The 26,629-nt window shown below is 66.2% G+C and carries 27 protein-coding genes; 18 read left to right on the forward strand and 9 right to left on the reverse strand.

What is annotated here, in order from left to right:
• The first annotated feature begins 6 nt into the window (after window positions 1-6).
• From pyrF to Q352_RS0100815, 4 genes are read left to right on the forward strand one after another with little or no spacing between them, the layout of a single operon-like run.
• Entirely contained in the window at window positions 7-738 is a 732-nt protein-coding gene (gene pyrF, locus Q352_RS0100800; RefSeq protein ID WP_051528591.1) for an orotidine-5'-phosphate decarboxylase, read from the forward strand.
• Between the two features lie 14 nt (window positions 739-752).
• Window positions 753-1,718, forward strand: a complete 966-nt coding sequence (gene rfaE1, locus Q352_RS19355) for a D-glycero-beta-D-manno-heptose-7-phosphate kinase (RefSeq protein ID WP_051528592.1) — start codon at window positions 753-755, stop codon at window positions 1,716-1,718.
• Between the two features lie 48 nt (window positions 1,719-1,766).
• Entirely contained in the window at window positions 1,767-2,756 is a 990-nt protein-coding gene (gene rfaD / locus Q352_RS0100810) for an ADP-glyceromanno-heptose 6-epimerase (RefSeq protein ID WP_028497687.1), read from the forward strand.
• Complete coding sequence (locus tag Q352_RS0100815; protein WP_084299701.1) at window positions 2,756-3,400, forward strand: MBL fold metallo-hydrolase; 645 nt, start codon at window positions 2,756-2,758, stop codon at window positions 3,398-3,400. Before rfaD ends, Q352_RS0100815 begins: the two co-directional genes overlap by 1 nt.
• A gap of 94 nt (window positions 3,401-3,494) precedes the next feature.
• On the opposite strand, the gene Q352_RS0100820 is transcribed toward Q352_RS0100815, so the two are convergent.
• Together Q352_RS0100820 and gloB are read right to left on the reverse strand one after the other, a co-directional pair.
• Window positions 3,495-5,393 carry a lytic transglycosylase gene (locus Q352_RS0100820; protein WP_028497689.1) on the reverse strand — a complete coding sequence of 633 codons (1,899 nt, stop codon included), beginning with the start codon at window positions 5,391-5,393 and terminating at the stop codon, window positions 3,495-3,497.
• 253 nt (window positions 5,394-5,646) lie between these two features.
• Window positions 5,647-6,420, reverse strand: coding sequence for a hydroxyacylglutathione hydrolase (gloB, locus tag Q352_RS0100825; RefSeq protein WP_028497690.1), 774 nt, complete (start codon window positions 6,418-6,420; stop codon window positions 5,647-5,649).
• Between the two features lie 30 nt (window positions 6,421-6,450).
• Here gloB and Q352_RS0100830 point away from each other — a divergent pair, with 30 nt between their 5' ends.
• The 9 genes from Q352_RS0100830 (at window position 6,451) to corA (ending at window position 14,032) form a co-directional block, all read left to right on the forward strand.
• Window positions 6,451-7,185, forward strand: coding sequence for a class I SAM-dependent methyltransferase (locus Q352_RS0100830; RefSeq protein WP_028497691.1), 735 nt, complete (start codon window positions 6,451-6,453; stop codon window positions 7,183-7,185).
• A complete protein-coding gene (rnhA, locus tag Q352_RS0100835) occupies window positions 7,175-7,624 on the forward strand; it encodes a ribonuclease HI (protein ID WP_028497692.1) in 450 nt (149 codons plus the stop codon). The genes Q352_RS0100830 and rnhA overlap by 11 nt, the downstream gene beginning before the upstream one ends.
• Window positions 7,625-7,650: 26 nt before the next feature.
• Entirely contained in the window at window positions 7,651-8,376 is a 726-nt protein-coding gene (dnaQ, locus tag Q352_RS0100840; protein WP_028497693.1) for a DNA polymerase III subunit epsilon, read from the forward strand.
• The gene (gene ispD, locus Q352_RS0100845) at window positions 8,373-9,068 is read left to right on the forward strand and encodes a 2-C-methyl-D-erythritol 4-phosphate cytidylyltransferase (RefSeq protein WP_028497694.1); all 696 of its coding nucleotides are present in this window, start codon (window positions 8,373-8,375) and stop codon (window positions 9,066-9,068) included. Before dnaQ ends, ispD begins: the two co-directional genes overlap by 4 nt.
• 13 nt (window positions 9,069-9,081) lie before the next feature.
• Window positions 9,082-9,576 carry a 2-C-methyl-D-erythritol 2,4-cyclodiphosphate synthase gene (gene ispF, locus Q352_RS0100850; protein WP_036384690.1) on the forward strand — a complete coding sequence of 165 codons (495 nt, stop codon included), beginning with the start codon at window positions 9,082-9,084 and terminating at the stop codon, window positions 9,574-9,576.
• A gap of 89 nt (window positions 9,577-9,665) precedes the next feature.
• Window positions 9,666-10,328, forward strand: coding sequence for a ribose-5-phosphate isomerase RpiA (gene rpiA / locus Q352_RS0100855; protein WP_028497696.1), 663 nt, complete (start codon window positions 9,666-9,668; stop codon window positions 10,326-10,328).
• Window positions 10,329-10,474: 146 nt separating this feature from the next.
• Window positions 10,475-11,176 (forward strand): phosphate signaling complex protein PhoU, encoded by a 702-nt coding sequence (gene phoU / locus Q352_RS0100860; RefSeq protein ID WP_028497697.1) that lies wholly within the window; start codon window positions 10,475-10,477, stop codon window positions 11,174-11,176.
• 177 nt (window positions 11,177-11,353) lie between these two features.
• Complete coding sequence (locus tag Q352_RS0100865) at window positions 11,354-12,865, forward strand: Ppx/GppA phosphatase family protein (protein WP_028497698.1); 1,512 nt, start codon at window positions 11,354-11,356, stop codon at window positions 12,863-12,865.
• A 69-nt stretch (window positions 12,866-12,934) separates the two neighbouring features.
• Window positions 12,935-14,032: a magnesium/cobalt transporter CorA gene (corA, locus tag Q352_RS0100870; RefSeq protein WP_028497699.1), complete on the forward strand. Its 1,098-nt coding sequence runs from the start codon at window positions 12,935-12,937 to the stop codon at window positions 14,030-14,032.
• Window positions 14,033-14,036: 4 nt separating this feature from the next.
• On the opposite strand, the gene Q352_RS0100875 is transcribed toward corA, so the two are convergent.
• Complete coding sequence (locus tag Q352_RS0100875; protein WP_028497700.1) at window positions 14,037-14,696, reverse strand: helix-turn-helix domain-containing protein; 660 nt, start codon at window positions 14,694-14,696, stop codon at window positions 14,037-14,039.
• Window positions 14,697-14,813: 117 nt separating this feature from the next.
• Window positions 14,814-15,431, reverse strand: coding sequence for a helix-turn-helix domain-containing protein (locus Q352_RS0100880; protein WP_028497701.1), 618 nt, complete (start codon window positions 15,429-15,431; stop codon window positions 14,814-14,816).
• A 199-nt stretch (window positions 15,432-15,630) separates the two neighbouring features.
• Here Q352_RS0100880 and Q352_RS19360 point away from each other — a divergent pair, with 199 nt between their 5' ends.
• The 3 genes from Q352_RS19360 to Q352_RS0100895 all read left to right on the forward strand — a co-directional run bounded on the left by Q352_RS19360 (window position 15,631) and on the right by Q352_RS0100895 (window position 18,105).
• On the forward strand, window positions 15,631-15,951 hold the full coding sequence (locus tag Q352_RS19360; RefSeq protein WP_051528593.1) for a helix-turn-helix domain-containing protein: 321 nt from the start codon (window positions 15,631-15,633) through the stop codon (window positions 15,949-15,951).
• A 43-nt stretch (window positions 15,952-15,994) separates the two neighbouring features.
• The gene (locus Q352_RS0100890; RefSeq protein WP_036384693.1) at window positions 15,995-16,639 is read left to right on the forward strand and encodes a response regulator; all 645 of its coding nucleotides are present in this window, start codon (window positions 15,995-15,997) and stop codon (window positions 16,637-16,639) included.
• Window positions 16,640-16,809: 170 nt separating this feature from the next.
• Window positions 16,810-18,105, forward strand: a complete 1,296-nt coding sequence (locus tag Q352_RS0100895) for an EAL domain-containing response regulator (protein WP_156952442.1) — start codon at window positions 16,810-16,812, stop codon at window positions 18,103-18,105.
• A 2-nt stretch (window positions 18,106-18,107) separates the two neighbouring features.
• Here the strand turns inward: Q352_RS0100895 and Q352_RS0100900 are convergent, their stop codons facing one another.
• The 5 genes from Q352_RS0100900 to Q352_RS0100920 all read right to left on the reverse strand — a co-directional run bounded on the left by Q352_RS0100900 (window position 18,108) and on the right by Q352_RS0100920 (window position 24,122).
• Window positions 18,108-19,451, reverse strand: coding sequence for a sigma-54-dependent transcriptional regulator (locus Q352_RS0100900; protein ID WP_028497704.1), 1,344 nt, complete (start codon window positions 19,449-19,451; stop codon window positions 18,108-18,110).
• Entirely contained in the window at window positions 19,448-21,274 is a 1,827-nt protein-coding gene (locus Q352_RS19365; protein ID WP_051528594.1) for a sensor histidine kinase, read from the reverse strand. The genes Q352_RS0100900 and Q352_RS19365 overlap by 4 nt, the downstream gene beginning before the upstream one ends.
• Before the next feature lie 97 nt (window positions 21,275-21,371).
• Window positions 21,372-22,166 carry an ABC transporter ATP-binding protein gene (locus Q352_RS0100910; protein ID WP_199489745.1) on the reverse strand — a complete coding sequence of 265 codons (795 nt, stop codon included), beginning with the start codon at window positions 22,164-22,166 and terminating at the stop codon, window positions 21,372-21,374.
• A gap of 52 nt (window positions 22,167-22,218) precedes the next feature.
• Window positions 22,219-23,037 (reverse strand): ABC transporter permease, encoded by an 819-nt coding sequence (locus tag Q352_RS0100915; RefSeq protein WP_028497706.1) that lies wholly within the window; start codon window positions 23,035-23,037, stop codon window positions 22,219-22,221.
• 110 nt (window positions 23,038-23,147) lie between these two features.
• Window positions 23,148-24,122, reverse strand: a complete 975-nt coding sequence (locus Q352_RS0100920) for an ABC transporter substrate-binding protein (protein ID WP_036384695.1) — start codon at window positions 24,120-24,122, stop codon at window positions 23,148-23,150.
• 193 nt (window positions 24,123-24,315) lie between these two features.
• Here Q352_RS0100920 and Q352_RS19370 point away from each other — a divergent pair, with 193 nt between their 5' ends.
• Both Q352_RS19370 and Q352_RS19375 read left to right on the forward strand, forming a co-directional pair.
• On the forward strand, window positions 24,316-25,497 hold the full coding sequence (locus Q352_RS19370; RefSeq protein ID WP_233495188.1) for an NAD(P)/FAD-dependent oxidoreductase: 1,182 nt from the start codon (window positions 24,316-24,318) through the stop codon (window positions 25,495-25,497).
• 132 nt (window positions 25,498-25,629) lie between these two features.
• Window positions 25,630-26,508 carry a hydroxymethylglutaryl-CoA lyase-like TIM-barrel protein gene (locus Q352_RS19375; RefSeq protein ID WP_051528595.1) on the forward strand — a complete coding sequence of 293 codons (879 nt, stop codon included), beginning with the start codon at window positions 25,630-25,632 and terminating at the stop codon, window positions 26,506-26,508.
• Window positions 26,509-26,629: the final 121 nt, after the last annotated feature.

Consider the following 26,629-nt stretch of genomic DNA (forward strand, 5'->3'; position numbering starts at 1 on the left):
CCAACCATGAATCCGTTTGCTCCCGCCGCCCCGATCGCGCACAGCGCGTCGCCCGTTATCGTCGCTCTCGACTTCCCGGCCGAGAAAGACCTGCTCGAATTCGTCGCCCGGCTGGAGCCGGGCCTGTGCCGGCTGAAAATCGGCAAGGAAATCTTCACCGCATCCGGTCGCCACCTGGTCGACAAGCTGACCGCGCGCGGCTTCGACGTGTTTCTCGACCTCAAGTACCACGACATCCCGAATACCGTGGCCAGCGCCTGCCGCGTGGCGGCCGATCTCGGGGTGTGGATGGTCGACATGCATGCGTCCGGCGGCCGGCGAATGATGGAGGCCGCACGCGAAGCCGTGGCCAGCCTGTCGCAGCCGCCGCTGCTGATCGGCGTGACCGTGCTGACCAGCATGAGTGATGCCGAACTGGCCGAAATCGGCCTGAACGACGGCGCTGCGGCCCAGGTCGAACGGTTGGCACGGCTGGCGTGCGACAGCGGGCTGGACGGCGTGGTGTGCTCCGCCCTCGAGGCGGCACAACTGAAGGCTGCACTGGGCGAGTCGTTCAGGCTGGTCACGCCGGGCATCCGCCTGGCCGATGCCGTGGCCGATGACCAGCGTCGGGTCATGACCCCGTCCGCCGCGCTGCAGGCCGGCAGCGACTACCTGGTCATCGGCCGGCCGATCACGCGTGCCGCCGATCCGCTGGCGACGCTGGCCGCCATCCATGCCGAACTTGGCCTGGCCTGAACGGAGTCCGTCCGATGAGTGAATTCATTCCCGCGCTGCTGGCGCGCGAACCCGGTCTGATGGCGCGGATGTCCGCCGCCCGCCTGCTGGTGGTCGGTGACGTGATGCTGGACCGCTACTGGTTCGGTGACGTCGAGCGCATCTCGCCGGAAGCGCCGGTACCGGTGGCGCGCATTGCCCGCATGGAAGAGCGCGCCGGTGGCGCGGCCAACGTCGCGCGCAATATCGTCAGCCTCGGTGGCAACGCTACGCTGCTGTCGGTTGTGGGCGAGGACGAGGCGGCCGATGCCCTGGCTGCCCTGCTGGAACGCGATGGCGTGGCGGTGTCGTTCCGGCGCGACGCGCGCATCGCCACTACGGTCAAGCTGCGGGTGATCGCCCGCCAGCAGCAACTGATCCGGCTTGATTTCGAGGATGCGCCCAGCCATGAAGTGCTGGCGGAAAAACTCGACGAGTACAGCCGCCTGATCGCCGACCACGATGTGGTCATCCTGTCCGACTACGGCAAGGGGGGCCTGACCCACGTCACGCGCATGATCGAACTGGCCCGCGCTGCCGGCAAGCCGGTGCTGATCGACCCGAAGGGCGATGAATGGGACAAGTACGCCGGTGCCACGCTGCTGACGCCGAACCGCAGCGAATTCCGTCAGGTGGCGGGACAGTGGCGCGACGAGCATGACCTGGCGGCGCGCGCCGAGCGCATCCGCAGCGATCTGCAGCTCGACGCGCTGCTGGTCACGCGCAGCGAGGACGGCATGAGCCTGTTCCGCGCCGACGGCCCGCTGAATGTGCCGACCGTCGCCCGCGAAGTGTTCGACGTATCCGGCGCCGGGGACACCGTGATCGGCACACTCGGCCTGATGGTCGCCGCCGGGCTGGCGCTGCCCGAGGCGATGCAGGTGGCCAATGTCGCTGCCGGCATCGTGGTCGGCAAGCTGGGCACGGCCGTCGTCCGACGGTCCGAACTGTTCGGTCATTGATCAAACGCGTCGTCGCGATCGTTCGCGGCGCGCCAGAAGGAGCACTCCATGTATACCGTCGTTACCGGTGCCGCAGGCTTTATCGGCGCCAACCTGGTCCACGCACTGAATGCGCGCGGCGAACGCAACATTATCGCGGTCGATGATCTGACCGATGGCCCCAAATTCCGCAATCTGGTCGATTGCGACATCGCCCATTACGTCGACAAGGACCAGTTTATCGAGATGCTGCTCGATGGCGTCTGGGACGGCGAGATCCGCGCGATCCTGCACCAGGGCGCGTGCTCCGACACCATGGAGCACAACGGCAAGTTCATGATGGAGAACAACTACCAGTATTCGGTCAGCCTGCTCGAATACTGCCAGCAGGACGCCATCCCGCTGCTGTACGCGTCCAGTGCGGCGGTGTACGGCGGGGGGCAGGTGTTCCGCGAGGAACGCGGCTTCGAAAGCCCGCTGAATGTCTACGGCTACTCGAAATTCCTGTTCGACCAGGTCGTGCGCAAGCGGATGCAGAACGGGCTGACCGCCCAGGTCGCCGGCTTCCGCTACTTCAACGTCTATGGCCCGCGCGAGCAGCACAAGGGGCGCATGGCTTCGGTGGCCTTCCACCACTTCAACCAGTATCGCGACACGGGCAAGGTGAAGCTGTTCGGCAGCTACGATGGCTATGAAGCCGGCATGCAGAGCCGTGACTTCGTGTCGGTGGAAGACGTGGTCAGGGTCAACCTGCACTTCCTCGATCACCCGGAATCGTCCGGCATCTGGAACCTGGGCACCGGCCGAGCCGAACCGTTCAACAATGTGGCGCTGGCAGCGGTCAACGCCTGCCGCCGCCAGCAGGGTGAGGCAGAAATGACGCTGGAGCAGATGATCGCCGCCGGCATCGTCGAGTACATCGACTTCCCGGACGCCCTGAAGGGCAAGTACCAGAGCTACACCTGCGCCGATATCGGCGCGCTGCGTGCGGCCGGCTACGCTGACGAGTTCCTGACCGTCGCCGATGGCGTGGCCCGCTACGCGGACGCGTTGCGCTGATGGGCGACCGCATCGTTCCGGTCACCGCGTTCGCGCAGAACTGCTCGATCCTGTGGTGCGACGCCACCCGTGAAGCCGCCGTGGTCGACCCCGGCGGTGATGTCGACACGCTGCTGGCCACCATTGACGCGCTGGACGTCAAGGTGACCCGCGTGCTGCTGACCCATGGCCATCTCGACCACGTCGGGGCCGCTGCCGCGCTGGCAACGGCGCTGGACGTGCCGATTCTCGGTCCGCATCGCGCCGACGAGTACTGGCTGACCGGCCTGCCGCAGCAGGCGGAGATGTTCGGCTTCCCGCCGGCCGAGGCGCTGACGCCGGACCGCTGGCTGGACGAGGGCGACCGCATCCGCGTCGGCGAACGCACGCTGGATGTACTGCACTGTCCCGGCCATACCCCCGGCCACGTGGTGTTTGTCGACCGCGAAGCCGCCCGGGCCTGGGTTGGCGACGTGCTGTTCGCCGGCTCGGTTGGCCGTACCGACTTTCCCGGTGGCAATCAGGATGACCTGGTGGCGTCAATTCGCGGCAAGCTGTTCCCGCTCGGCGACGACATCCGCTTCGTTCCCGGCCATGGCCCGGAGTCGACCTTCGGTGACGAGCGCCGGCACAATCCGTTTGTGGCCGACAAGCGCTTCGGCTGAAGCCGGCATGAAAGACAAACAGGCCACCGGGTAAACCGGTGGCCTGTTTTCATTCTGACGCGAGGCGCGGCAAAGCGGGGTGGCCCCGCTGCGACTAGATGCCGACCACCAGCGTGACCCGGTTGCCCGGTTGCAGGCGGGCGAGCTTGCGCTCGTCGTTCCAGCGGCGCAGGTCCTGATGATCAAGACCGAACTTGCGGGCGATGCTGTACAGCGTATCGCCACGCTGGACCACGTACTGGTATTGCTGGGTGCGCGGGGCGGCGGCGCTGCTGGCCGCGACCGTGATCAGGTCACTGCTGCTGCCGGCGGCGACCTGCAGCGTCTGGCCGAGCTGCAGCGCATTGCCGTTCAGCTGGTTCAGATCGCGCAGCTGGGCGACGCTCATGTTGTAGCGTTTGGCCAGGCTATACAGCGTATCGCCGCTGCTGACCGTATGCCGTGATGAAGTCGCGACAGCGACTGTCTGCTGCGGGCGGGCCGGTTCAGTCCGGGCCACGGTATCGACGGCCGGGCTGATCGACGCGATTTCGCTGATCGCATCCTCGGCCGAAGCGGCTGTGGCGACGACCGGAGACGGCACGACCTCGATATCGGCGAACGGACGCGGCGAGGCCACGGTATCGACGGCCGGCGGCAGGTCGGTGGTCACGGCGCTGCTGCTTCTGCTGCTGGCCGCCGGGCGGGTATCGGCGCTGGCGACCATCACGGCGGGCCTGGCGACCGGCGCGGCCGCCACGACCGGGGCCTTGTCGGCCACGACCGGCGCACGGGCAACGGTCACCACCGGGCGGGCCGGGCTGTCGCTGACCGGACGGGCGGCGACGGTGCGCGGGGCCTCGGCCTGGTCGTCGCGATCGGCGGCGGCAATCAGGGCCGGTGCCGCGCTGCTGCCGCGCTGGGCCACCAGCAGCGGCTGGCTGGCCTGCAGCCGGCCACCCAGCGCGCCATTGACCGAGCGCAGCTCGGCCACGGTCATGTTGTAGCGTTCGGCCACCACGTCAGGCGTGTCGCCATCCTGGGCGACCACGGCCTGCCACTGCGACAGCGGCTTGTCCCAGCTGGCCAGGTTCTTCTCGAAGCGGTCGAAGTGGTCGACCGGAATCAGCAACTGGCGGCCGTTCTTGTAGGCGAGCAGCGGGCGCTTGTAGCCGGGGTTCAGCGTTTTCAGCTCGGCTTCCGGCACATTGGCGAGTTTGGCCGCCACGTCGATGTCGATATGCTTGCCGGTGCTGACGGCGACGAAGTACGGGCGGTTCGGGAATTTGTTCAGCGCGACGTTGTAGCGCTTCGGGTCGGACAGCACATTGCGCACGGCAATCAGCTTCGGCACATAGTTGCGCGTCTCGGCCGGCATGCGGATGTGTTCGAAGTCGTCCGGCAGGCCCTGGGCGCGGTTGCGTTCCTGGGCGCGGCTGACATTGCCCTCGCCCCAGTTGTAGGCCGCCAGCGCCAGCGACCAGTCGCCGAACAGGCCGTGCAGGTATTCGAGATAGTTCAGCGCCGCCTGGGTGGCGCCGACCACGTCACGACGGCCGTCGTACCACCAGGTCTGCTCAAGGCCGTAATGACGGCCGGTGGCCGGCATGAACTGCCACAGGCCGGCTGCACCGACCGGCGATTCCGCCTGCGGGACGAAGGCGCTTTCGACCACCGGCAGCAGGGCCAGCTCGGTCGGCATGCCGCGCTTTTCGACTTCGTTGATGATGTGGAACAGGTATTTGTGACTGCGGCCCAGCGTGCGTTCGATGCCGGCCGGATTGGCGGCGTACTGGCGTTCGAAGCGGCGGACCAGATCGGCGTTGACTTCATCCATCTGGAAGCCTTCGCGGATGCGCTGCCAGACATCGTCGCCATTGCGCAGCAGGATGTTGTTCTGCTGCATCATCGCCTGCCCGGAGGAATAGGACAGGTTGTCGAACTCCGCGTGTGCCTGGCCGGCAAGGCCGCCTGCGAACGCCAGCGACAATGCCAGCTTCAGTGTGTGTTTCATCGTGCCCGGCCCGATGTGAAGGGCACCTTCAAAAGCCGGCCGCACGGTGCGCGCGTCGGTTTTTGGAGGTCCCCTGTAAAGGATTGATACAAAATTAGCGGGAATCGTATGCGCTCGCCGGAAGGATCGTCAACAGGAAATGTCAATAGTTTCAGCGGGTTTGTCCCGATCTGAACTGTTGGCGGTTGAATTTACGCAATTCATTCCGCCGGACGGTCATTTCATGCCGGAGGCGTGGCGGGCGAAACCGGGGCTATCCGGCCTGGAACCGGTCTTTCCAGCGCCGCAGCGTGGTGAAGGTCGCCAGCCCGTCATCGGTCGCCGGCTCGCCGGTCTGACGCGCGGCGGCGGCCTGCACTGACGGCACGCGGACGCGCAGGAACGGATTGGTGTCGCGTTCCTGCGCCAGCGTCGAGGGCAGGGTCGGCAGGCCGGCATCGCGGCTGGCCTGGTCGCGGCGGAGACGGGCATGCAGTGCCGGGTTGTCCGGCTCGACCGCCAGTGCGAAACGCAGGTTGTCCAGCGTGTATTCATGGGCACAGGCGATGCGGGTGTCATCGGGCAGTGCGGCCAGCCGCGTCAGCGACGCCAGCATCTGTGCCGGCGTGCCCTCGAACAGCCGGCCGCAGCCGGCAGCGAACAGCGTGTCGCCACAGAACAGCCAGCCTGCGCCGGCATAGGCCAGGTGGTCGAGCGTGTGACCGGGCACTGCCAGCACGTCCAGGCTGAGCCCGAGAGGGGCCAGTTCCACCCGGTCGCCGTCCGCCAGCGGGTGGGTGACGCCGGCCACGCCGGCCGGCCCGCAGACCGTCAGGGCGGGGAATCTCGCCTGCAGTGCCGGCAGTCCGCCGACATGATCGGCGTGATGATGGGTGATCAGTACCGCGTCCAGCACCAGCCCGGCGCCGGCAAGATAGTCGAGCAACGGCGCGGCATCGCCGGGGTCGACTGCGACAGCGGTCTGGGCGCGGTGCAGAACCCAGATATAATTGCTGCTGAAGGCGGGAACCGGAGTGACGTCGACCATGACGAGCCCTTTGCTACAAGGAGTGGGCGGATGCCCGGATTGAAAGAGTGGCTGGCGTCGCCGCTGGGCCAGTATGTAATGGCGCGCGAACAGGCCTATTTTGACCAGGCGGTTGCGGATGCCTTTGGCTATCGTGCGATCCAGATCGGCTTTGCCGACCAGCCGTTCCTGCGCGACAACCGGATTCCATGGCAGCGTGTGGTCGGCCTGCGGCCCGATGCCGACATTGTCGCCGATCCGGCACAGCTGCCGTTCGCCGCACAGAGTCTCGACCTGGTCCTGATGCCGCATACCCTCGATTTTACGTCGCATCCGCACGAGGTGCTCAGGGAGGTCGAGCGGGTGCTGGTGCCGGAAGGGCGTTTGTTGCTGACCGGCTTCAACCCGGTCTCGCTGTTTGGCGTGCGTCGGGTACTGACCCGCGCGCCGTCGCCGTGGAACGGCAACTTCCTGAGCCTCGGCCGGCTGAAGGACTGGCTCGAGCTGCTGAATTTCGATATCGCCGGCGGCGCCTTCCTGTGCTACGCGCCGCCGCTGGCCTCCGACAAGTGGCGGGACCGCTTCACTTTCATGGAAGATGCCGGCGATCGCTGGTGGCCGGTCGCCAGCGGCGTCTATGCGCTGGAGGCAGTCAAGCGCGTGCGCGGCATGCGCCTGATCATGCCGCGCTGGAAAGTGCTGGCCCAGCCACTGATTGCCGTCACCCGCGCCAAGCGCCCGGCCATGACCCCGAATGAAATGCTGAAAGACGACATTGCAGACTGAACCAGAACATATCGACATCTATACCGACGGCGCCTGCAAGGGCAATCCCGGCCCCGGCGGCTGGGGCGCGCTGCTGATCTATCGCGGCCAGGAGAAGGAGCTGTTCGGCGGCGAGCCGATGACCACCAACAACCGCATGGAAATGACGGCGGTCATCGAAGCGCTGAAATGCCTGAAGCGGCCGTGCCGCATCGTGCTGTACACCGATTCGCAGTATGTACAGAAGGGCATCAGCGAGTGGATCAAGGGCTGGAAGGCGCGCGGCTGGAAGACCGCCAGCAAGGAACCGGTCAAGAATGCCGACCTGTGGCAGCAACTGGATGCCGCCCGGCAGCCGCACGACATCGACTGGCGCTGGGTCAAGGGCCACGCCGGCCACGAATTCAATGAACGCGCCGACCAGCTGGCCAATCGCGGCGTCAGCGAACGCTCGCGCTGATGGCCGGACCGGCGCACAGGACCCCCATGCGACAAATCATCCTCGACACCGAAACCACCGGCCTCGATCCGCGCGAACACCGCCTGATCGAAGTGGCCGGGCTGGAAATGGTCAACCGCAAGCTGACCGGCAGGCACTGCCACTTCTATATCCACCCGCAGCGCGACATCGATCCGGATGCGCAGCGCGTGCACGGCATCAGCCTCGACATGCTCGAAGGCAAGCCGGTGTTCAAGCAGGTGGCCGGCGAGATTGCCGACTTCCTGCGTGATGCCGAACTGATCATCCACAACGCGGCGTTCGACATCGGCTTTCTCGATGCCGAGTTCGAGCGGGTGCGGCTGCCGAAGACCCGCAGCGTGGCCGGTGGTGTGATCGACACCCTGGCGATGGCGCGCGAGGTCTTTCCCGGCAAGCGCAACAACCTCGATGCCCTGTGCGACCGCTTCGAGATCGACCGCAGCAACCGGACCCTGCACGGCGCGCTGATCGACTGCGAGCTGCTGGCCGAAGTCTATCTGGCGCTGACCCGTGGTCAGGAAAGCCTGGAAATGGCGATCGAGACCGACAGTGACAGCAGCAACGACCTGTCGCTCGGCGCGCGCAAGCCGCTGATCGTGCAGCGCGCCAGCGCGGCCGAGCAGGCCGGGCATGAGGCGATGCTGGCGCGGCTGGACAAGAAGGCCGGCGGCGCCTGCGTATGGCGCGACTACGAGCCGCTGGACGCGCCGGCCGGCGCCGACGCGTCGTGAGCCGCATTGCCCTGGTGCCGGCCGCCGGCGGCGGCAGCCGCATGGGCGCCGGGCGGCCGAAGCAGTATCTGGAACTGGCCGGCCGGCCGCTGCTGGCGCACACGCTGGCACGCCTGCTGGCCGAGCCGCGCCTCGACCGCATCGTCCTGGTCCTGGCGGCGGATGACGGCTGGTTCGATACCTTCGCCTGGCCGGAAGATCGCCGGCTGGCCGTGCTCCGCGTCGGTGGCCCGTCGCGCGCCGAAAGCGTGCGCAACGGACTGGCGGTGCTGGCGGCGGACGCCGGCGACTGGGTGCTGGTCCACGATGCCGCCCGCTGCTGTCTGCCGGCCGCCGCGCTGGCACGGCTGATCGACACGCTGGACGACGACGAGGTCGGCGGCCTGCTGGCGGTGCCGGTGGCCGACACGCTGAAACGGGCTGACGGCGGGCTGCGCGTTGCCGCCACCGTGGCGCGCGATGGCCTGTGGCAGGCGCAGACGCCACAGATGTTCCGCGCCGGCCTGCTGGCACGGGCGCTGGGCGGTGAGCTGGATGCCGGTGTGACCGACGAGGCCAGTGCCGTCGAACGGCTGGGACTGTCGCCGCGGCTGGTCGAAGGGGATACCATGAATCTGAAAGTGACCTGGCCGCATGATCTGCCGCTGGCGCGCGCCATCCTGGCCGCGGAGCGGGGCGGGCGGGTCGAATGACGGGAGAAACGCGATGACAATACCTTTCCGCATCGGACAGGGCTGGGATGTCCACCGGCTGGTCGAAGGCCGCAAGCTGATTCTCGGCGGCGTGATCATTCCGCATGACCGGGGCCTCGATGGTCATTCCGATGCCGACGCCTTGTGTCATGCCGTGACCGACGCGCTGTTCGGCGCGGCCGGGCTTGGCGATATTGGCCGCCATTTCCCCGATACTGACCTAGATTTCAAGGGAGCGGACAGTCGGGTGCTGCTGCGCGAAGCGGTGCAGCGGGTGCGGGCGGCCGGTTTCGACGTGGTCAACATCGACTGCACCGTGATTGCCCAGGCACCGAAGCTGGCCCCGTACGTGAACCGCATGCGCGCGAACCTGGCGGCCGACCTTGGCGTCCCGCCCGACAATGTGAACGTCAAGGCCAAGACCAGCGAGCGGCTTGGCCATCTGGGACGTGAAGAGGGCATCGCCGCCGAGGCGGTATGCCTGCTGTCGCACCGTAGCGGCAAGTAACTGCACGGTCCGGCCCGCCCGCTGCGATCCGGTGGGCCGTTGGCGCCCGGCTATGGGATAATCCTGCTATCTGCAACGGAGACGTCAGCATGAAAACCCAAGACCAAATGAAGATGGCTGCGGCCAAGAAGGCAGTGCAGTACATTCCGGACAACGCCATCATCGGCGTCGGCACCGGTTCCACCGTCAATTTCCTGATCGACGAGCTGGCCACAATCAGGGACCGCATCGACGGTGCCGTATCCAGTTCCGAGGCGACCACCGCCCGGCTGAAGGCGATCGGCATCCCGGTCTACGAACTGAACTCGGTTGGCGACCTCGAGGTGTATATCGATGGCGCCGACGAAATCAACCATCACCTGCACATGATCAAGGGCGGTGGCGGTGCGCTGACGCGCGAGAAGATCGTTGCCGCCGCATCCAGACAGCTGGTCTGCATCGCCGACGAAGCCAAGCTGGTACAGAAGCTCGGCGCATTCCCGCTGCCGGTGGAAGTCCTGCCGATGGCGCGCAGCCTGGTCGCACGCAAGCTGGTCAAGCTGGGCGGTCATCCGGAATGGCGGCAGGACTACGTGACCGACAACGGCAACATCATCCTCGACGTGCACGGGCTGAACATCATGGCGCCGGTGGAGATGGAAGAAACCATCAACCACATTCCGGGCGTGATCTGCTGCGGCCTGTTTGCCCGCCGTCATGCCGACGTGCTGCTGCTCGGCCGTGCCGATGGCACGGTACAGGTTCTCGAGTAAGCGCCGATATCATGTCGCTGGACCGGGCCGGGGCAGTGTCTGCATGACCTGCGCCGGCCCGGTCCGTTACAACGGCCTGTCATACCGATGTCACGGCAGGGCAATACACTCGTCTGCTGACGCTGGGCAAACCGAAGAGCGCGATAATGCCAAAAGAACATATATCCAAGCAGTTCGACATGGAACTCGAAACCATCCGCACCCGCGTGCTGCAGATGGGGGGACTGGTCGAACAACAGATCAGCAGTGCCATGCAGGCGCTGATTGACGGTGACATCGAGACACTGGGCCGCGTCGTCGCCGACGACGTGCATGTGAATGCGATGGAGGTGGGGATCGACGAGGAGTGTCAGCACATCATCGCCCGTCGCCAGCCGGCGGCCAGCGACTTGCGCATGGTCATCACCGTGATCAAGACCATTACCGATCTTGAGCGCATCGGTGACGAGGCGCAGAAGATCGCGCGCGTCGGCAAGAAAATGCTGGAAGACGAGCGGGTCCAGGTGCCGCGCCTGCGCGAAATCGAGAAGATGGCCAATGTCGCGCTGGTGATGCTGCGCCGCGTGCTGGATGCCTTTGCCCGTCTCGACGTCTACGGCGCGCTGGACGTGGCCCGCCAGGACCGTCAGCTCGACGAGGACTTCAGCGCCAGCCTGCGCCAGCTGATCACCTTCATGATGGAAGACCCGCGCACCATCACCATGTCGCTGGACACCATCTTTATCGCCAAGGCGATCGAGCGCATCGGTGACCATGCCAAGAACATCTCCGAATACGTGGTGTACCTGGTCAAGGGCAAGGACATCCGTCACACCTCGCTCGAGGACGTCGAGCGCGAAGGTCTGTAGGCCTTTCCCGGTGGCAACCGGTAGCGGCTTGCTGCCGGTTCCCGCCAGCTGTGTGACAATAGCGCGGGCAGGGTCGGGCCATCCGGTCCGCCCCTGCCCGTGTTGCCCGGTGTCGCCGGCAGACCCCCTGCGGCGCACCGTGTCGCTTTCCTTCCTTTCCCTGCCAGCGCCGCCCAGATGACCGCATCGTTTGACACCCTCGCCGCCGTCGATCTCGGCTCGAACAGTTTTCGCCTGCAAATCGTCCGCGTGATGGACGGCATGCTGTACCCGCTGGACTCGCTGAAGGACACCGTCCGCCTTGGCGGCGCGCTGCTGCCTTCCGGCGAACTCGACCAGGACATCGCCGACCGTGCGCTGGCCTGTCTGGCCCGCTTTGGCGAACGCCTGCGCGGTTTCCACCCTGACCGGGTGCGCGTGGTCGGCACCAATACCCTGCGCGTTGCCAGGGATGCCGCCTTGTTCATCGCCAGGGCGGAACGGCTGCTCGGCTTTCCGATCGAAATCATCGCCGGCCGCGAAGAAGCGCGCCTGATTTATCTCGGTGCGGCGCACAGCCTGCCGGCCAGCCAGGAAAAGCGGCTGGTGGTCGATATCGGTGGCGGCTCGACCGAGTTCATTGTCGGCCAGGGCATGCGTTCGCTGAAGACCGAAAGCCTGAACCTTGGCTGTGTCAGCTACAGCCTGCGCTTCTTCCCCGACGGTCGTCTGACCCGGCACAACTTCAAGGATGCGGTGGTGGCCGCGCGCGACCAGATCCAGCGCATCGCCGCCGAATTCGGCCCCGACCAGTGGCAGCTCGCCATCGGCACTTCCGGCACTGCGCGTTCGCTGCGCGACATCCTCGAACAGTCCGATTTCTCCAGCGAAGGCATCACCCTGGACGGCATGGAAAAGCTGCGCGCCGAACTGATCCGCGCCGGCAGCCTGAAAGCCGCCCACCTGAACGGCCTGCGCGGCGATCGCGCCCCGGTCCTGCCGGGGGGGCTGTCGATCATGCTGGCAGTATTCGAGGAACTCGGTATCCAGCGCATGGACGTCACGCTCGGCGCCCTGCGCGACGGCGTGCTGTACGACCTGCTCGGTCGCCAGGACGAGCGCGACCCGCGTGCCGACAGCGTGGCGCAGATGATGCGCCGCTACCATGTCGACACCGTGCAGGCCACGCGCGTGGCCCGGGTGGCCCATCACGTGCTGGCCGGGCTGTCGGCCGGGCAGGAGGCGGCGCCGGACTGGAAACGCGAACTGGGCTGGGCGGCGGCGCTGCACGAGATCGGGCTCGATATCTCGCACACCGGTTACCACAAGCATTCGGCATATATCGTCGAGAATGCCGACATGCCCGGCTTTTCCCGCCAGGAGCAGAAGGTGCTGGCGACGCTGATCCTGGCCCATCGCGGCTCGCTCGGCAAACTGCTGTCGCAGGTCACCGACGACAGCCTGTGGCCGGTGATCGTGTCGCTGCGGCTGGCGGCCCTGTTCTCGCGCAGCCGTCGCGACCTGGCGCTGCCGGAGAACCTGCACTTCAGCACCGTCGCGCCACGCCAGTTCCGGGTGGTTCTGGACGCCGACTGGCTGGACAGCCATCCGATGACGGCCAGCGCACTGCGCGAGGAAGCCAGCGGCTGGAAGGACATCGGTTTCCAGCTGACCGTGCGCGGGCAGGACGATCGCAAACTGCTGGCCTGAGCATTTCCGGGCTGGCGCCGGCGCGTGGTCCGTGGCAGGGTGGCAGGCTGACGTTCCGCTGGAGTACGCATGACGGATTCGCGCTACAAACGCAAGCATCGCCGCCCGGGCAAGGCGCGACTGGTCAAGGTTGGCCAGGAGGCCGGCACCCTGGCACATATCGGCACCGTGCGCACCGAGGCGCCGTCGCTGGCCCTGATCGAATACAACGACACCGATTACCGGCAGACCGGGCTGGAGGCCGTCAACGAAAGCCGCACCCAGCCGCCGCTGGAAAATGGCGTGCAGTGGCTGAATGTGTACGGGCTGCAGAACCCGTCCGTGCTCGAGGAGATCGGGCGCCGCTACAAGCTGCACCCGCTGGTGGTCGAGGACATGCTGAACACCCAGCAGCGGCCCAAGGTCGAGGACTACGGCGACTACCTGTTCATTGTCACCCGCACCTTCGGCCTGAACGGCGACGGGGAACTCGACAGCGACCAGATCAGCATCGTGCTCGGCCGCGACTTCGTGCTCAGCGTGCAGGAACGGCCGACCGGCCGCTTCGAGGCACTGCGCGAGCGGCTGCGGACCGGCAAGGGCCAGGCGCGCAAGTACGGGCCGGACTACCTCGCCTATGCGCTACTGGATGCCGTGGTCGACTATTACTTCATCACCCTGGACCGCTTTGCCGACCAGACCGACCAGCTCGACGACATGCTGCTGGCCGGCATGCCGATCGACGGCGGCGCACTGCACCGCATCCGCGGACTGAAGCTCGACGCGCTCGAGCTGCGGCGGGCGATGTGGCCGTTGCGCGAGGCGATCAATACCCTGGTGCGCGGCGACCATGACCTGGTGCAGGACAATACGCGGATCTTCCTGCGTGATGTCTACGACCATGCGACCCAGCTGATCGAATCGCTGGACCTGTTGCGCGATCTGATCAGCGACATGGTCGAGCTGTACCAGTCCAACCAGTCGAACCGCCTGAATCGCGAAATGCGCTTCCTGACCGTGGTCTCGACCCTGTTCATGCCGCTGACCTTCATCGTCGGCGTGTATGGCATGAACTTCGAATTCATGCCGGAACTGCACTGGCGCTACGGCTATTTCCTGGTCTGGAGCGTGATGATCGGCATTGCCATGGTCATGGGCTGGGTGTTCTGGCGCCGGCGCTGGCTGTAGCCGCTCATGATGCGGGTTCGATCTCCGCATCCGCCTGCCGTGGATGACCATCGAGCAGGGCGGCCAGAATGTGATCGAAGAAGCGGCCGCCGGTCAGCAGGTCGAGCTGGCGCAGATTCAGCGTGATGATGGCGCGCTGTTCGGCATCGAGCGCGATGCCGTACTGCACCAGTGCCTTTTCCACGGCGACAATGGTCGATTCGAGCGCCGCAACATCCAGCCCGACTTCGGCCGGCGTCGCCGCATGGGCGGCAATGGCGATGGTCCTGGCCAGCCGCTCCGGCGTGGTCTCGACCGGCAGCGCCCGGGTCAGCGCGCTGACATGGGAATAGATGCGGATGAAGCGCTGCCGTTCCGGCAGGCCGGCGTCCGGTGCCGGCAACGGACCGTAACTTGCCCGCGTCTCGCACAGCGTCGTGTCGGCCGGCGCGGGAAATGCGTCGCCAACCCCATCGACCAGCCAGTCCCGGCTGCAGCCGGCAGCATTCACCAGCTTGGTCACGGTGCGGGCGAACGGCCGCGTACCCTCATTGAGGATTTTTGACAGACCGGCCCGGGATACGCCGCTGGACTCGCTGAGCCGGGCGGGAATGCCGTCGAAACGGGTGTCGATCAGCCATTGCACCCGCTGCACGAACTCGGGGTTTTTCAGTTTCTGGATCATCGGCTACGGTTACCCACGGGTGGACGGGGAGCAGGTGGTGTGTTCGCACTCACCGGCATTCGGTCCCGAACGCTAACTCATGCGGCGTGAAAAAACCAATCGGACGCAGGGACGCCGTCAACGGACGTGGTCTTCCAGCAACACGCGCAGGATATCGTCAAACGACGAGCCGCCGGCCAGTGCGTTCAACTGGTAGCAGCTCAGTGCCATCACCGCCCGCTGTTCGGCCGTCAGGCGCAACGCCCGCTGCGCCAGCCTGGTTTCAACCACGACAATGGCCGTCTCCAGTGCGACGGGTTCCAGCTGGCTGTCCGGCATCGCCGTGCGGGTGGCGACAGCGATGCCCCGGGCAAGACGTTCAGGCTCGATTGCCACCGGCAGCGCTCCCGACATCGCGCATACATGGCCATAGAGTTCGATAAAGCAGCGCTGCTGCCACGACTCGGCCGGCGTCGCCGCCAAAGCATCGCTCATTGCCATGGCCGGCAGGCGGGGCTCACCCGGGAACGGCTCGCCATCCCCATCGAGCAGCCAGTCGCGCGTGCAGCCAGTGCCCTCCACCAGCTTGGTCACCGTGCGGGAAAACGGCTGCGTTCCCGAATTGAGAATCTTCGACAGGCCGGCCTTCGAGACGCCGGTGGCGTCGCTGAGCCGGGCCGGAATGCCGTCGTAACGGGTATCGATCAGCCATTTCACGCGTTGCACAAATTCGGGATTCTTCAGTTTTTTGTTCATCCGGTTGTCTGGCGCTAACGGTTGGGTGTGGCGTCGTTAGCACACTTGTCCTCTGTGAAGGGTTGGCGAATGTACTGCCGTCACTGCATTCGCTATATTGCGAATTTGGATGCAGAGAAGGCCGAATATGGTCAACTGGATTCTCAGTTGATCCCGAACGCTAACTTATACGGCAAATGGCCGGATTGAGAAAATCCACATGACAAACCTGAACACGAACGACACACCCCGGTACTGGCACCCGGAAGACGTCAAGGCGGCCATCAGGAAACGCGGCAAAAGCATGGCGGATCTGGCGCGGGAGCATCACCTGCCATCCGCCAACGTTCGCAACGCATTGCGCCGGCCGGTACGCTCCGGTGAAATCGTCATCGCGGCTTTCCTTGGCATCCCGCTGTGCGAGCTGTGGCCGGACCGCTGGGATGTTAATGGCAAGCGCGTTCTGCGACCAAGAACGGTCAGTCAGTCACCGCTGCGGGAGGGCAATCATGGCGACGGGATGGACAAGGGACGGGGGTGACGGAACGGGCGGGGCGTCCCGGCACGGACACGCCATCCGGATCATGATTGCCGACGACCATGCACTGGTCCGGATGGGCATCGGCAGCCTTGTGACCGGCATGCGCGATGCCAGCCTGTGCGGCGAGGCGGACAGCTCGACCACGCTGATGCCGCTGCTGGAACGGCAACTGCCGGACATTCTGGTCACCGACCTGATGATGCCCGGTGGCGATCATGGCGACGGGGTGGCGATGGTGGCCGGATTGCGCCGGCGCTACCCGGCACTGAAGATCATCGTGCTGACCATGCTGGTCAATCCGGCCGTGCTGCGGCTGGTGCTGGACACCGGCGTGCACGGACTGTTGCTTAAATGCATCGCCCGCCGGCAACTGGCACTGGCATTGCGCGTGGTCGCGGCCGGCGGCACCTTTGTCGACCGAAGTGTCCGCAGCGCCGTCTGCGCGGCATCGGGCGATGGCGCCCCCTGGCGGCAAAGCGGTCTCGACCGGCTGTCGCGACGGGAGCGGGAAGTGCTGCTGCTGTGCCTGCGCGGGCTGTCGGTGACCGAGATCGCCGGTTTGCGCAACCGCAGCATCAAGACCATCAGCCAGCAGAAGGTCACCGCGTTTCACAAGCTGGGGCTGGGCAGCGATCGGGCGTTGTTCGAATTTGCCGAGCAGAGCGGGCTGATGCAGCGGGCCCGCTGACACAAAAACCAGAAAGTTCTGATGACGTAAGTGATGGCTTTCATATACTCGGATTATGTGATGCCAAGAAAAGGATTTGGCTGATTCAAGTCATTCCGGACCGGGCGGTAAGCTGCTGCGGCGTGTTCAATGTCGACGCGCCATATCGTTTTGTTGCCGGGGTTCCGCTCATGACCAGAAACACCTTTTCCCCGTCGCCGGTCTGTCTGTCCGAGGCGTGCCTGCCGCTCAACGTGCTGATCGCCGAGCGGCATGACAGCCAGCGGACCGCGCTGTGCCAGGCACTGCGCGCACTGGGCGCCTGCGTGATCTATGCAGCAAGCAGCGGCTGGGATGCCTACCATATCCTGCGCGGGCTGGACGGACTGGCGGAGGACGGGCTTGGCATCGGGGTCGTCGACGTGGTGATCTGTGACCTGCAACTGCCGGAGATGGATGGCGTCGAGCTGATCCGGCAGCTGGCCGCGCTGCCGCGCAAGCCGGTGCTGCTGCTCAGCTGTTCACTGCCGCCGCGGCTGATGCTGGCCGTGCGTGAAATGATGCGGCAATACCAGGTCCCTTTCGGAGGGCTGCTGGACAAACCGGTCCGTCCCGAGCAGCTGCACAGGCTGCTGCAGGGAGTGGTGACCGATCGTACGAGGGCAGGCAAGCCGGTGAATACGTATCCGTCGTCAGCACAACCCATGTTCGTCAGCCGCCCCGTGCTGGAACGCGCGCTCGACAGCCGTGCCATCGAGCCGTGGTACCAGCCCAAGACGGACCCGCTGACCGGCCGGCCGCTCGGCTTCGAGGTGCTGGCGCGCTGGCGCCACCCCGAGCAGGGCATCCTGCCGACGGCCTGCTTTCTCAGCGGGATCGAGCTGCATGGCCTGATGGAACGGATGAGTGCCATCCTGCTGGAGCAGTCGCTGCAGTTGCTGGGCCAGCTGGAATCGCAGGACGCCGGACTGACGCTGAGCTTCAACCTGTGCTGGTCGCAGCTGGCGGATCCGGCGCTGGCCGATCGCATCCTGCACCAGACCCGCGCGTACCGGATCGAGCCCGAGCGTGTCGTGCTGGAAATGACCGAATGGTCGGTCATCCAGCACATGGGGCCGACGCTGGACAACCTGATCCGCCTTGGCATGCGGGGCTTCCAGCTGTCGCTGGACGACTTTGGCGCCGGCTACAACGCGCTGCACCTGCTGGCCGAACTGCCGCTGGATGAATTGAAGATCGACCGCTCGCTGGTCCACCGCGCCAGCTGCAGCGAGACGGCGACCCAGGTGCTGACCGCCGTGCAGCAACTGGCGCACCGGATCGGTCTGCGTACCGTGGCCGAGGGCATCGAGCGCGACGAGGACTACCAGCTGGTGCGTTCGCTGGGCTGTGACGAGGTCCAGGGGCATTTCATCGCGCCGGCCATGTGCGAAACCGACTTTATCGACTGGCTGCGCTGCCGGCAGACCCGTGCCGGTGCGTGCTGAGCTCAGCGGAAGCGGGCCGGATCGATGCCGTTGCGGGCCAGCTTGTCATACAGCGTCTTGCGGGCGATGCCGAGCGCGGCCGCCGCTTCGGTGACGCCACCGCGACTGGCGGCCAGCGCCGACTCGATCAGCGCGCTCTCGAAGCGTTCGACCCGCAAGGGCAACGACAGCGTGTCATCGCCGGCTGGCAGGTCGGTTTCCCACAATCCCAGCACATGGCGCTCGGCTGCATGCTTGAGCTCGCGGACATTGCCCGGCCAGTGCTGGGCCGTCAGCCGGTCGCAGAGCGCCGGCGACAGCTCCGGTGCCGGTCGCTCGAAGCGGCGCGCGGCCTGATGCAGAAAGTGGGTGAACAGCAGCGGAATGTCCTCGCGCCGTTCGCGCAGTGGCGGCAGGGTCAGCGTGGCGACATTCAGCCGGTAGTACAGGTCGGCGCGGAAGCGGCCGTCGCGGCTGGCATCGGCCAGGTCTTCCTTGCTGGCGGCCACCACCCGGCACTGGACCGGCACGGCCTCGTTGGCGCCAAGCCGTTCCACCGAGCGCTGCTGCAGAACCCGCAGCAATTTAGCCTGCAACGGCAATGGCATGCCCTCAATCTCGTCAAGAAACAGCGTGCCGCGGTGGGCGTGTTCGATCTTGCCGATCCGGCGTCGGGTGGCGCCGGTGTAGGCGCCGGGCTCGGCGCCGAACATCTCGCTCTCGAACACGCTTTCCGGCAGCGCCGCGCAGTTGATGGCAACAAAGTTGCCGGCACGCCAGCGACCGCCGTCATGCAGGCTTTGCGCGACCAGTTCCTTGCCGGTGCCGGTTTCGCCGAGGATCAGCACATCGGCATCGGTGTCGGCCAGGTTGGCGACGATGTGGCGGACCCGCTCGATGGCCGGGCTGTGGCCGAGCAGGACCGCATCCATGCCTTCCAGCGTCGCCAGCCGCTCGCGCAGGCGCCGGTTTTCCAGCGTCAGCCGGCGCTGGTCGATCGCGCGATGAACGACATCGAGCAGTCGTTCCGGCGAATAGGGTTTCTCGATAAAGTCATAGGCGCCGGCGCGCATCGCATTGACCGCCATGCCGACATCGCCGTGTCCGGTCACCAGGATCACCGGCAGGTCCGGCGCCTGCTGGCGCACCCGCTCCAGCAGTTCCAGCCCGCTCATGCCGGGCAGGCGCACGTCACTGACCAGTATGCACGGGGCGTCGGGCGTCAGCAGTGGCAGCGCCGGCTCGGCGCGCGGCAGGTCGCGGACCTGCAGATCGGCCAGCACGAAAGCCTGGGTGCTGGCGCGACGCACGGCGGCATCGTCTTCGACGTAGACGACGTGGATGTCGGGGGACGCGGTGGCATTCATGCCGGTTCTCCTGTCGGGGCAGCCGAGGGCGGCCAGACTGCCATGATGCTGGCGCCGCCGTCATCGGCATTGGCGATGCCGAGCCGCCCGCCACTGTCCTCGATCAGCCCGCGCACGATGGCGAGGCCAAGCCCGAGACCCTGGCCAAGCGGCTTGGTGGAAAAGAACGGTTCGGTGATGCGGTCGATCAGCTCGCTGGCGATGCCGGTGCCGCTGTCCCGCACTTCCAGCCAGCGCCGGCCGCTGTCGTCCTCGCCGGCGCTGACCCGGACTTCGCGGCGCAATGCATCGGGCGGCATGGCATCCAGCGCATTGGCGAGCAGGTTCTGCAGCACCTGCTCGAGAGCGGCGGGTTCCAGCGGCAGCAGCGGGGCATGCGGTGGCATCGCCGTGATCAGTGTGGCACCGGCACGGGCGAAACGGGCGTCCATCCAGTGCCGGACATGGTCCAGCGCCTGGTCGGGCCGGGCTGTCCCGGCACCGCTGCCTTCGGCCCGCCGCCGTGACGCATACAGCTTCAGTTGCGAGGTCAGCCGGGCCATGCGTTCGACCAGCGCCGCGATCTGGTCGAGATTGTCTTCGGCCAGATCGCGCTGACCGCGCGCCAGCAACTGGCGGGTATTGCCGGCATAGGTGGCGAGGGCGGCCAGTGGCTGGTTCAGTTCGTGGGCCAGCCCGGCAGCCATCTGGCCGAGGGCCGCCAGCCGGCTGGTCTGCACCAGATCGTGCTGGGTCACCCGCAGCCTGGCTTCGGTGTCGCGGCGTTCGGCAATCTCGCGTGTCAGCTGGGCATTGGCCTCGGCCAGCTCGGCGGTTCGCTCGGCCACGGTACGTTCCAGCGCATCGCGCGCAGCCAGCCGCTCGCGCAACCGGCGCGTGCGCTGGCGCGCGTAGAGTACCAGCAGCATCACTACCCAGCAGGCGAGCGCGCTGGCCAGCCCGGCCAGCCCGGCAGTGGTCTTCAGCGGCTGCAGGTCGAGCAGGATGCGCATGCGCCAGTCGAGTATCGGCAGCGGTGTGGTATTGACCAGATAGCGGTGACCATCCAGCGCCAGTTGATCGTCGTCGTGCCAGACCACCGACAGTCGCGGCAGTGGCGAGGTGTAATACTGGCGCGTGCTGGTCAGCCGGGCGCGCTGACGCGCATCCAGTTCGTCCAGTGCGGCGAATTTCCAGGCCGGATCGGCTGCCAGCGCGATGATGCCGTTGTCGTCGGACACCATGACCTTTTCGGCGCTCTGCCGCCAGGTGCGCTCCAGCGCCGCCAGATCGATCTTGACCGCGACCACACCGACCAGGCGGCCGGCGTCGCGCACCGGCTTGGCCAGAAAATAGCCGGGCTCGCGCGTGGTGGCGCCTACGGCATAGAAGTGGCCGGTCCCGCCGGCCAGCGCGTCGCGGAAATATGGCCGGAATGCATAGTTGCTGCCGACATAGCTGCTGGGCTGGTTCCAGTTGCTGGCGGCCAGCGTGGTGCCGTTGGCGGCAATCACGTACAGCGCCGACGACTGGGCCTCGGCATTGATGCGTGCCAGATAACGGTTCAGCCGGTCGACCTGGGCCGGATCATGCGGTTCGCGCAGCAGGCGTGCCACTTCCGGGTTCAGGGCGAGCAGGGTCGGCAGGTAGTCGTAGCGGGCGATGCTGCTTTTCAGCCCGGCACTGAACAGTTCGGCCCGGTGACGGCCAAGCTGGGTCAGCGTGTCCAGACCGTGTGCGTAGACCACGTGATAGACCACCGCTGCGACCAGGCTGGCGCAGCAGATGGCGGCAGCGGCCAGCCAGCGCGTGCCGCGCAGGCGAAAGCGGAAGGAAGACGGCATGGGAAACCTGCGTAAAACGGGATGGCCGGGACGGCAGGGCCCGCGCATGGCGCGCCCCGCTGTCCCGTTTAGATACCATGCAATGGCGTCGGCTGTCTCAGTCGCTGGTGACGGCGTGGATTTCGTCGTTGTGGTGGCGACGCTGCTCTTCCATGACCAGTTCGGCCAGTTCCCGCTTCAGCGCATTGAAGCCGGGCGCGCTCGGGTCGCGCGGTCGTTCCATGTCGATCTGCACGTCGCGCTTGATCCGGCCGGGCCGGTAGGTCAGCACGATGGTACGGTCGGCCAGGTAGATCGACTCCTCGATACTGTGGGTGACGAAGATGATGGTCTTTTTCAGCTCCGCCCACAGCTTCAGCAACTCGTCCTGCAGATTGCGCCGGGTCAGGGCGTCGAGTGCACCGAAGGGCTCGTCCATCAGCATGATCGGCGAGTCCAGAGCCAGTACGCGGGCAATGGCGACGCGCTGGCGCATGCCGCCGGACAGGTCTTTCGGGAAGCGGTGGCGGAAGTCTGACAGGCTCAGCATTGCCAGCAGCGCGTCGACCTTCTCGGCCATTTCGCGCTGGCCGAGCCGCTTGATTTCCAGGCCGAAGCGGATGTTCTGCTCGACGGTCATCCACGGGAACAGCGCGTACTCCTGGAACACCATGCCCCGGTCCGGTCCGGGCTCGCGCACCGGCTGGCCGTCGACCAGGATGTCGCCGCTGCTCGGCAGCGAGAAACCGGCAATGGCGTTCAGCAGGGTGGACTTGCCGCAGCCGGAGGGGCCGAGCAGGCAGACGAACTGGCCGGCGGGAATGGTGAGGTTGATGTCGTCGAGCGCGACGACTTCCTTGTCGGCAGTGGCGAAGCGCTTGTCGACATTGCGGATATGGATCAGGTCGGACATGGAAATTCCTTCGGGGCGGCAGGGGACGGGATGACGGGCATGGTGCGCGCCGTCAGCTTTCCAGCCCGCGATGCCAGCGCAGCAGATGGTTGTTCAGCCGGGTCATGCCGAGGTCGATGGCCAGTCCGAGCACGCCGATCGACAACATGCCGGCAATGATCTTGTCCGACCACATGTACTCGCGCGCTTCCAGAATGCGGTAGCCGAGGCCGTCGTTGACCGCAATCATCTCGGCGACGATGACGACAATGAAGGCGGTACCGATGCCGATGCGTGCGCCGGTCAGGATGTATGGCGTGGCGGCCGGCAGAATGACCCGGGTAAACAGCGTCATGCGGCCGACGCCGAGGTTGCGTGCCGCGCGCAGGTAGATGCTGTCGACGTTGCGCACCCCGGACAGCGTGTTGATCAGCACCGGGAAGAACGCGCCGATGGCGATCAGGAAGAACGCCGGCGGATTGCCGAGGCCGAACCAGAGAATGGACAGCGGAATGAAGGCAATCGGCGGGATCGGGCGCAGCAACTGAACCAGCGGGTTGAAGAAGTGATAGACACGGTCGTTGGCGCCCATCAGCAGGCCCAGCGGCAAGGCCAGGCCGGCGCCGACCAGAAAGCCGATCAGTACCCGGTACAGGCTGGCAAACGCATCGTGGATCAGGTCGCCGGAAAACCACCATGCCAGTCGCGAGCCGGCTTCGGGCTCGAACGGCTGGGTCGGCAGCAGGTATTCCCACCATTTGACGGCGACCTGCGACGGGGCGGGCAGCAGGTGCGGGTTGACCAGTCCGGCGCGGACGACGGCCTCCCACAGCACCAGCAGCACAATCGGGACAAGCAGACCCTGAACGGTCCGGTTGAATCTGGGTTTCATCTCATGCTCCAGCAACGGGCGGCCTCCCGGCGTAGCCGGGACACGCGCCTTTGTTCGCAATCAGTCAGGCCGGCACCGGCGCCATCCTGGCCGCCGGTGCACCCGCGGGCTCAGTTCGAACCGGTCTTCAGCGCGCCTTCCGCCTTTTGCAGCAGATCGAGCTTCACCCAGTCAGCGGCTTTCGGCGGCTGGGTCATCTTGCCGACGCCATAGCGCTTCATCATGTCGGTATTGGTCTGGATCTCCTTGACCGAGGTGCTGTAGCTGAAGCGGGCATTGCCCATGGCGTCCTTGTAGTCCTCCGCGCTGATCTGGTTCTTGAACATGGTCTGGCGCACGTACTGTTCGGCCAGTTGCGGCTTGTCGATAAAGGTTCTGGTGGCCTCGACGAACAGCTTCATGACCCGCAGCGCCACGTCCGGCTTTTCCTTGTACATTTTTTCGGTCATGACCAGCGTGCGCACCGGCTCGCCGATCGGCGTGTCATACGGCTTCAGCAGCTCGACGCCGAAGCCCTTGTTGATCGCCTGCGCCGCCTGCGGTTCGGACTGGCTCATCGCATCGATGCTGCCGGCCAGCATCGCCTGGTTCAGGTCGGCATACGGCATGTACAGCACCAGCACATCCTTGCCCGGTTTGTCCGACCAGCTCAGGCCGGCCTTGGCCAGTTCGGCCAGCAGCAGCATTTCCTGGGTGCCGCCACGCGCCACGCCGACCTTCTTGCCTTTCAGATCCGCCAGTGTCTGGATGCCGGCGCCCTTGCGCGACACGAAGCGCACGCCGCCCTTGGAGAAACCGGCGACTACGTAGATCGGTGCGCCGGCTGCACGGCCGGCGATGGCGCCATCAGCCGCGCTGGCCGCGATGTCGATTTCCCCGGCCACGATGGCAGGAATGATGTCGATGCCCTTGGCAAACACGCGCTCGTCGATTTTCAGGTTGTACTTCGGTGCCAGTTCCTTCATGTAGGACACCGCACCGTAGTGGGCGAACTTCAGGTTGCCGAGGCGGACCAGGTCGGCGGCGGAAGCGGACAGGGCGGCAAGCGTCAGTGCGCCGGCCAGCAGATAGCGTTGGGGGGTCATGGTGTCTCCTCATGTTCTCGTTCGTCACCGCCGTACCCGGGCGGTGCGTGTATGGAACGTGTCGTCCATGCTTTCCGTTAACGCAAACGGCATGCCAGCTCCGGTTTGAAGAAAAAATGATTGAAATCATTGTGTTGGTGTATTTTCCTGTCGGGGTATGTGCGGGGATTCGCACACCGGGCTGGAAAACGGGATGGATTTCCGCCCGCTGACGTGCGAAAACGTGCTATGGAATGAAAGGATCGACATGCAGGAAATCGTCGATACCGTCGTGATCGGGGCAGGCGTCATCGGTCTGGCGGTGGCCCGCGAGCTGGCACAGCGCGGGCGTGAGGTATGGCTGCTGGAGCAGGCCGGAGCGATCGGGCAGGGCATCAGCGCACGCAGCAGCGAGGTTGTGCACGCGGGCATCTATTACCCGATCGGCTCGTGGAAGGCGCGGCTGTGCGTCGAGGGACGCGAGCTGCTCTATGGCTATTGCGCGGCACGTGGCGTGCCGTTCCGCCGGCTGGGCAAACTCGTGATCGCCACCGAGGATGCCCAGCTGCCGCTGCTGGAGTCGATGGCCATGCGTGCCCGTGCCAGTGGCGTCGACGATCTGGTCCTGCTGGATGCGGATGGCGTGGCCCGGCTGGAACCGTCGCTGCGCTGCCGGGGCGCGCTGTCGTCGCCGTCCACCGGCATCATCGACAGCCATGCGCTGATGTGGTCGCTGCTGGCCGATGCCGAAGCGGCCGGCGCGGTGCTGGTGCTGCACAGCCCGGTGCGGCGCATCGACTGCGACGGTGGCGTGCTGCGGCTGGAGATCGGGGAGGAAGGCAGTGACAATGTGTCGCTGCTGGCGACCCGGCAACTGGTCAATGCGGCCGGGCTGGATGCGGCCGGCCTGGCGGCGATGATCGAGGGCCTGCCCGATGTGCCGCGTGCCCGCTATGCGAAGGGCAACTATTTTTCCGTCGCCGGGCGGGTGCCGTTCGAGCGGCTGATCTATCCGCTGCCCGAGCCGGGCGGGCTTGGCGTGCACCTGACCCTGGATCTGGGCGGGCAGGCGCGTTTCGGCCCGGATGTCGAGTGGGTCGAACAGCCCGATTACCAGGTGGACCCGGGCCGGGCCGGTGCCTTTGCCGAAGCGATCCGCCGCTGGTGGCCGGCTCTGCCGGAGACGGCACTGATGCCGGCCTATGCCGGTGTGCGGCCGAAGCTCGATGGCCGGAGCGGCGATTTCTGCATCGAGGGGCCGGAAGTCCACGGGCTGGACGGGCTGGTCAATCTGTTCGGTATCGAATCGCCCGGCCTGACGGCCTGTCTGGCCATTGCGCGCGAGGTGGGGGACCGGCTGGACGGGCATCGCCCGGTTGCGCTCGATATCGACTGATTGCGGATCGGACTGGCAATCCCCGGCTCAGGCGCTACATAGAGAAGGGCTGAGCCCGCCGGTTGGCCGCCGTCATCACGCGATGCCGGGGGTTTCCGAGGTCCCCTCGGGACGGCGAGGGCGGAGGGAGTCATGCAGACACTACCGAAACAGGTCCATATCGTCGATCTGGTACTGAGCGAGGTGCTGCCTTCGTGGGTGGCACTGCGGCCACACCAGCTCGATATCGCCATCCGGCTGACCGATGCCGGCATGCCGACACTGGCCGTGGGGGCTCTGGATGCCGAATCCGGGCTGCTGGGCGAGCTGCCGCCACGCAAGGGCGTGCGCTATCTGGCGGAAGGCGGTGGCCCGCTGACGGCCATGCCGCGTCTGCCGGCCAACTGGCCCGGCGAACTGATGGTCCGGGCGACCGCCAGCGAGACGTTCTCGCGCCGGCATCTGGACGGCAGCCTGGCTGCCGTGCTCGACCATCTGGCAGGCACGATCGACACCATCAATCAGGCCGGCTTCAAGGTGCGCGGCCGCGTGGCCGGCGCGTTCGGCTGCCCGTACGAGGGCGATCTTTCGCCACTGGCGGTAGCGGCAGTGGCCGGCGAGCTGTATGCGATGGGCTGCGACAGCGTGGTGCTGTCCGATCTGACCGGTCACCTGACGCCGGACCGGGTCCGTCGGGTGTTCGAGGCCGTGGACCGGCGGGTACCGGTAAAGAAACTGGCCGTGCGCTGGATGGACAGTTACGGGCTGGGCATCGCCAATCTGCTCGCCAGCCTGCAGTGCGGGGTGACGACGGTGGAGACGGCGACTGGCGGCGTGCTGCCGAATCCGTGGCTGCCTGGCTGCGCCGGCACGCTGGCCAGCGAGGATGTGGTCTATCTGCTCGACGGGCTGGAGGTCAGGACCGGGGTGGATCTGGGCCGGCTGGCGGAAACCGGCCGGCTGCTGGCCGGCATCACCGGCCTGCCGACCCGTTCGCATGTGGCGCAGGCGTTGCGTTCGGTCGGCCTCTAGCACCGCTGTCGGCGATGCCGGGGAGCGGGCGATTTCCGCCATGGGCGGTCAAAACCGCGTCACGGCATCGTCACGACGGCAATCCATGCCTACAATCGGTCGACTTCCGTTCCGAGAGCCG

Origin of the sequence: Microvirgula aerodenitrificans DSM 15089 (assembly GCF_000620105.1) — a bacterium.
Lineage (GTDB): Bacteria > Pseudomonadota > Gammaproteobacteria > Burkholderiales > Aquaspirillaceae > Microvirgula > Microvirgula aerodenitrificans.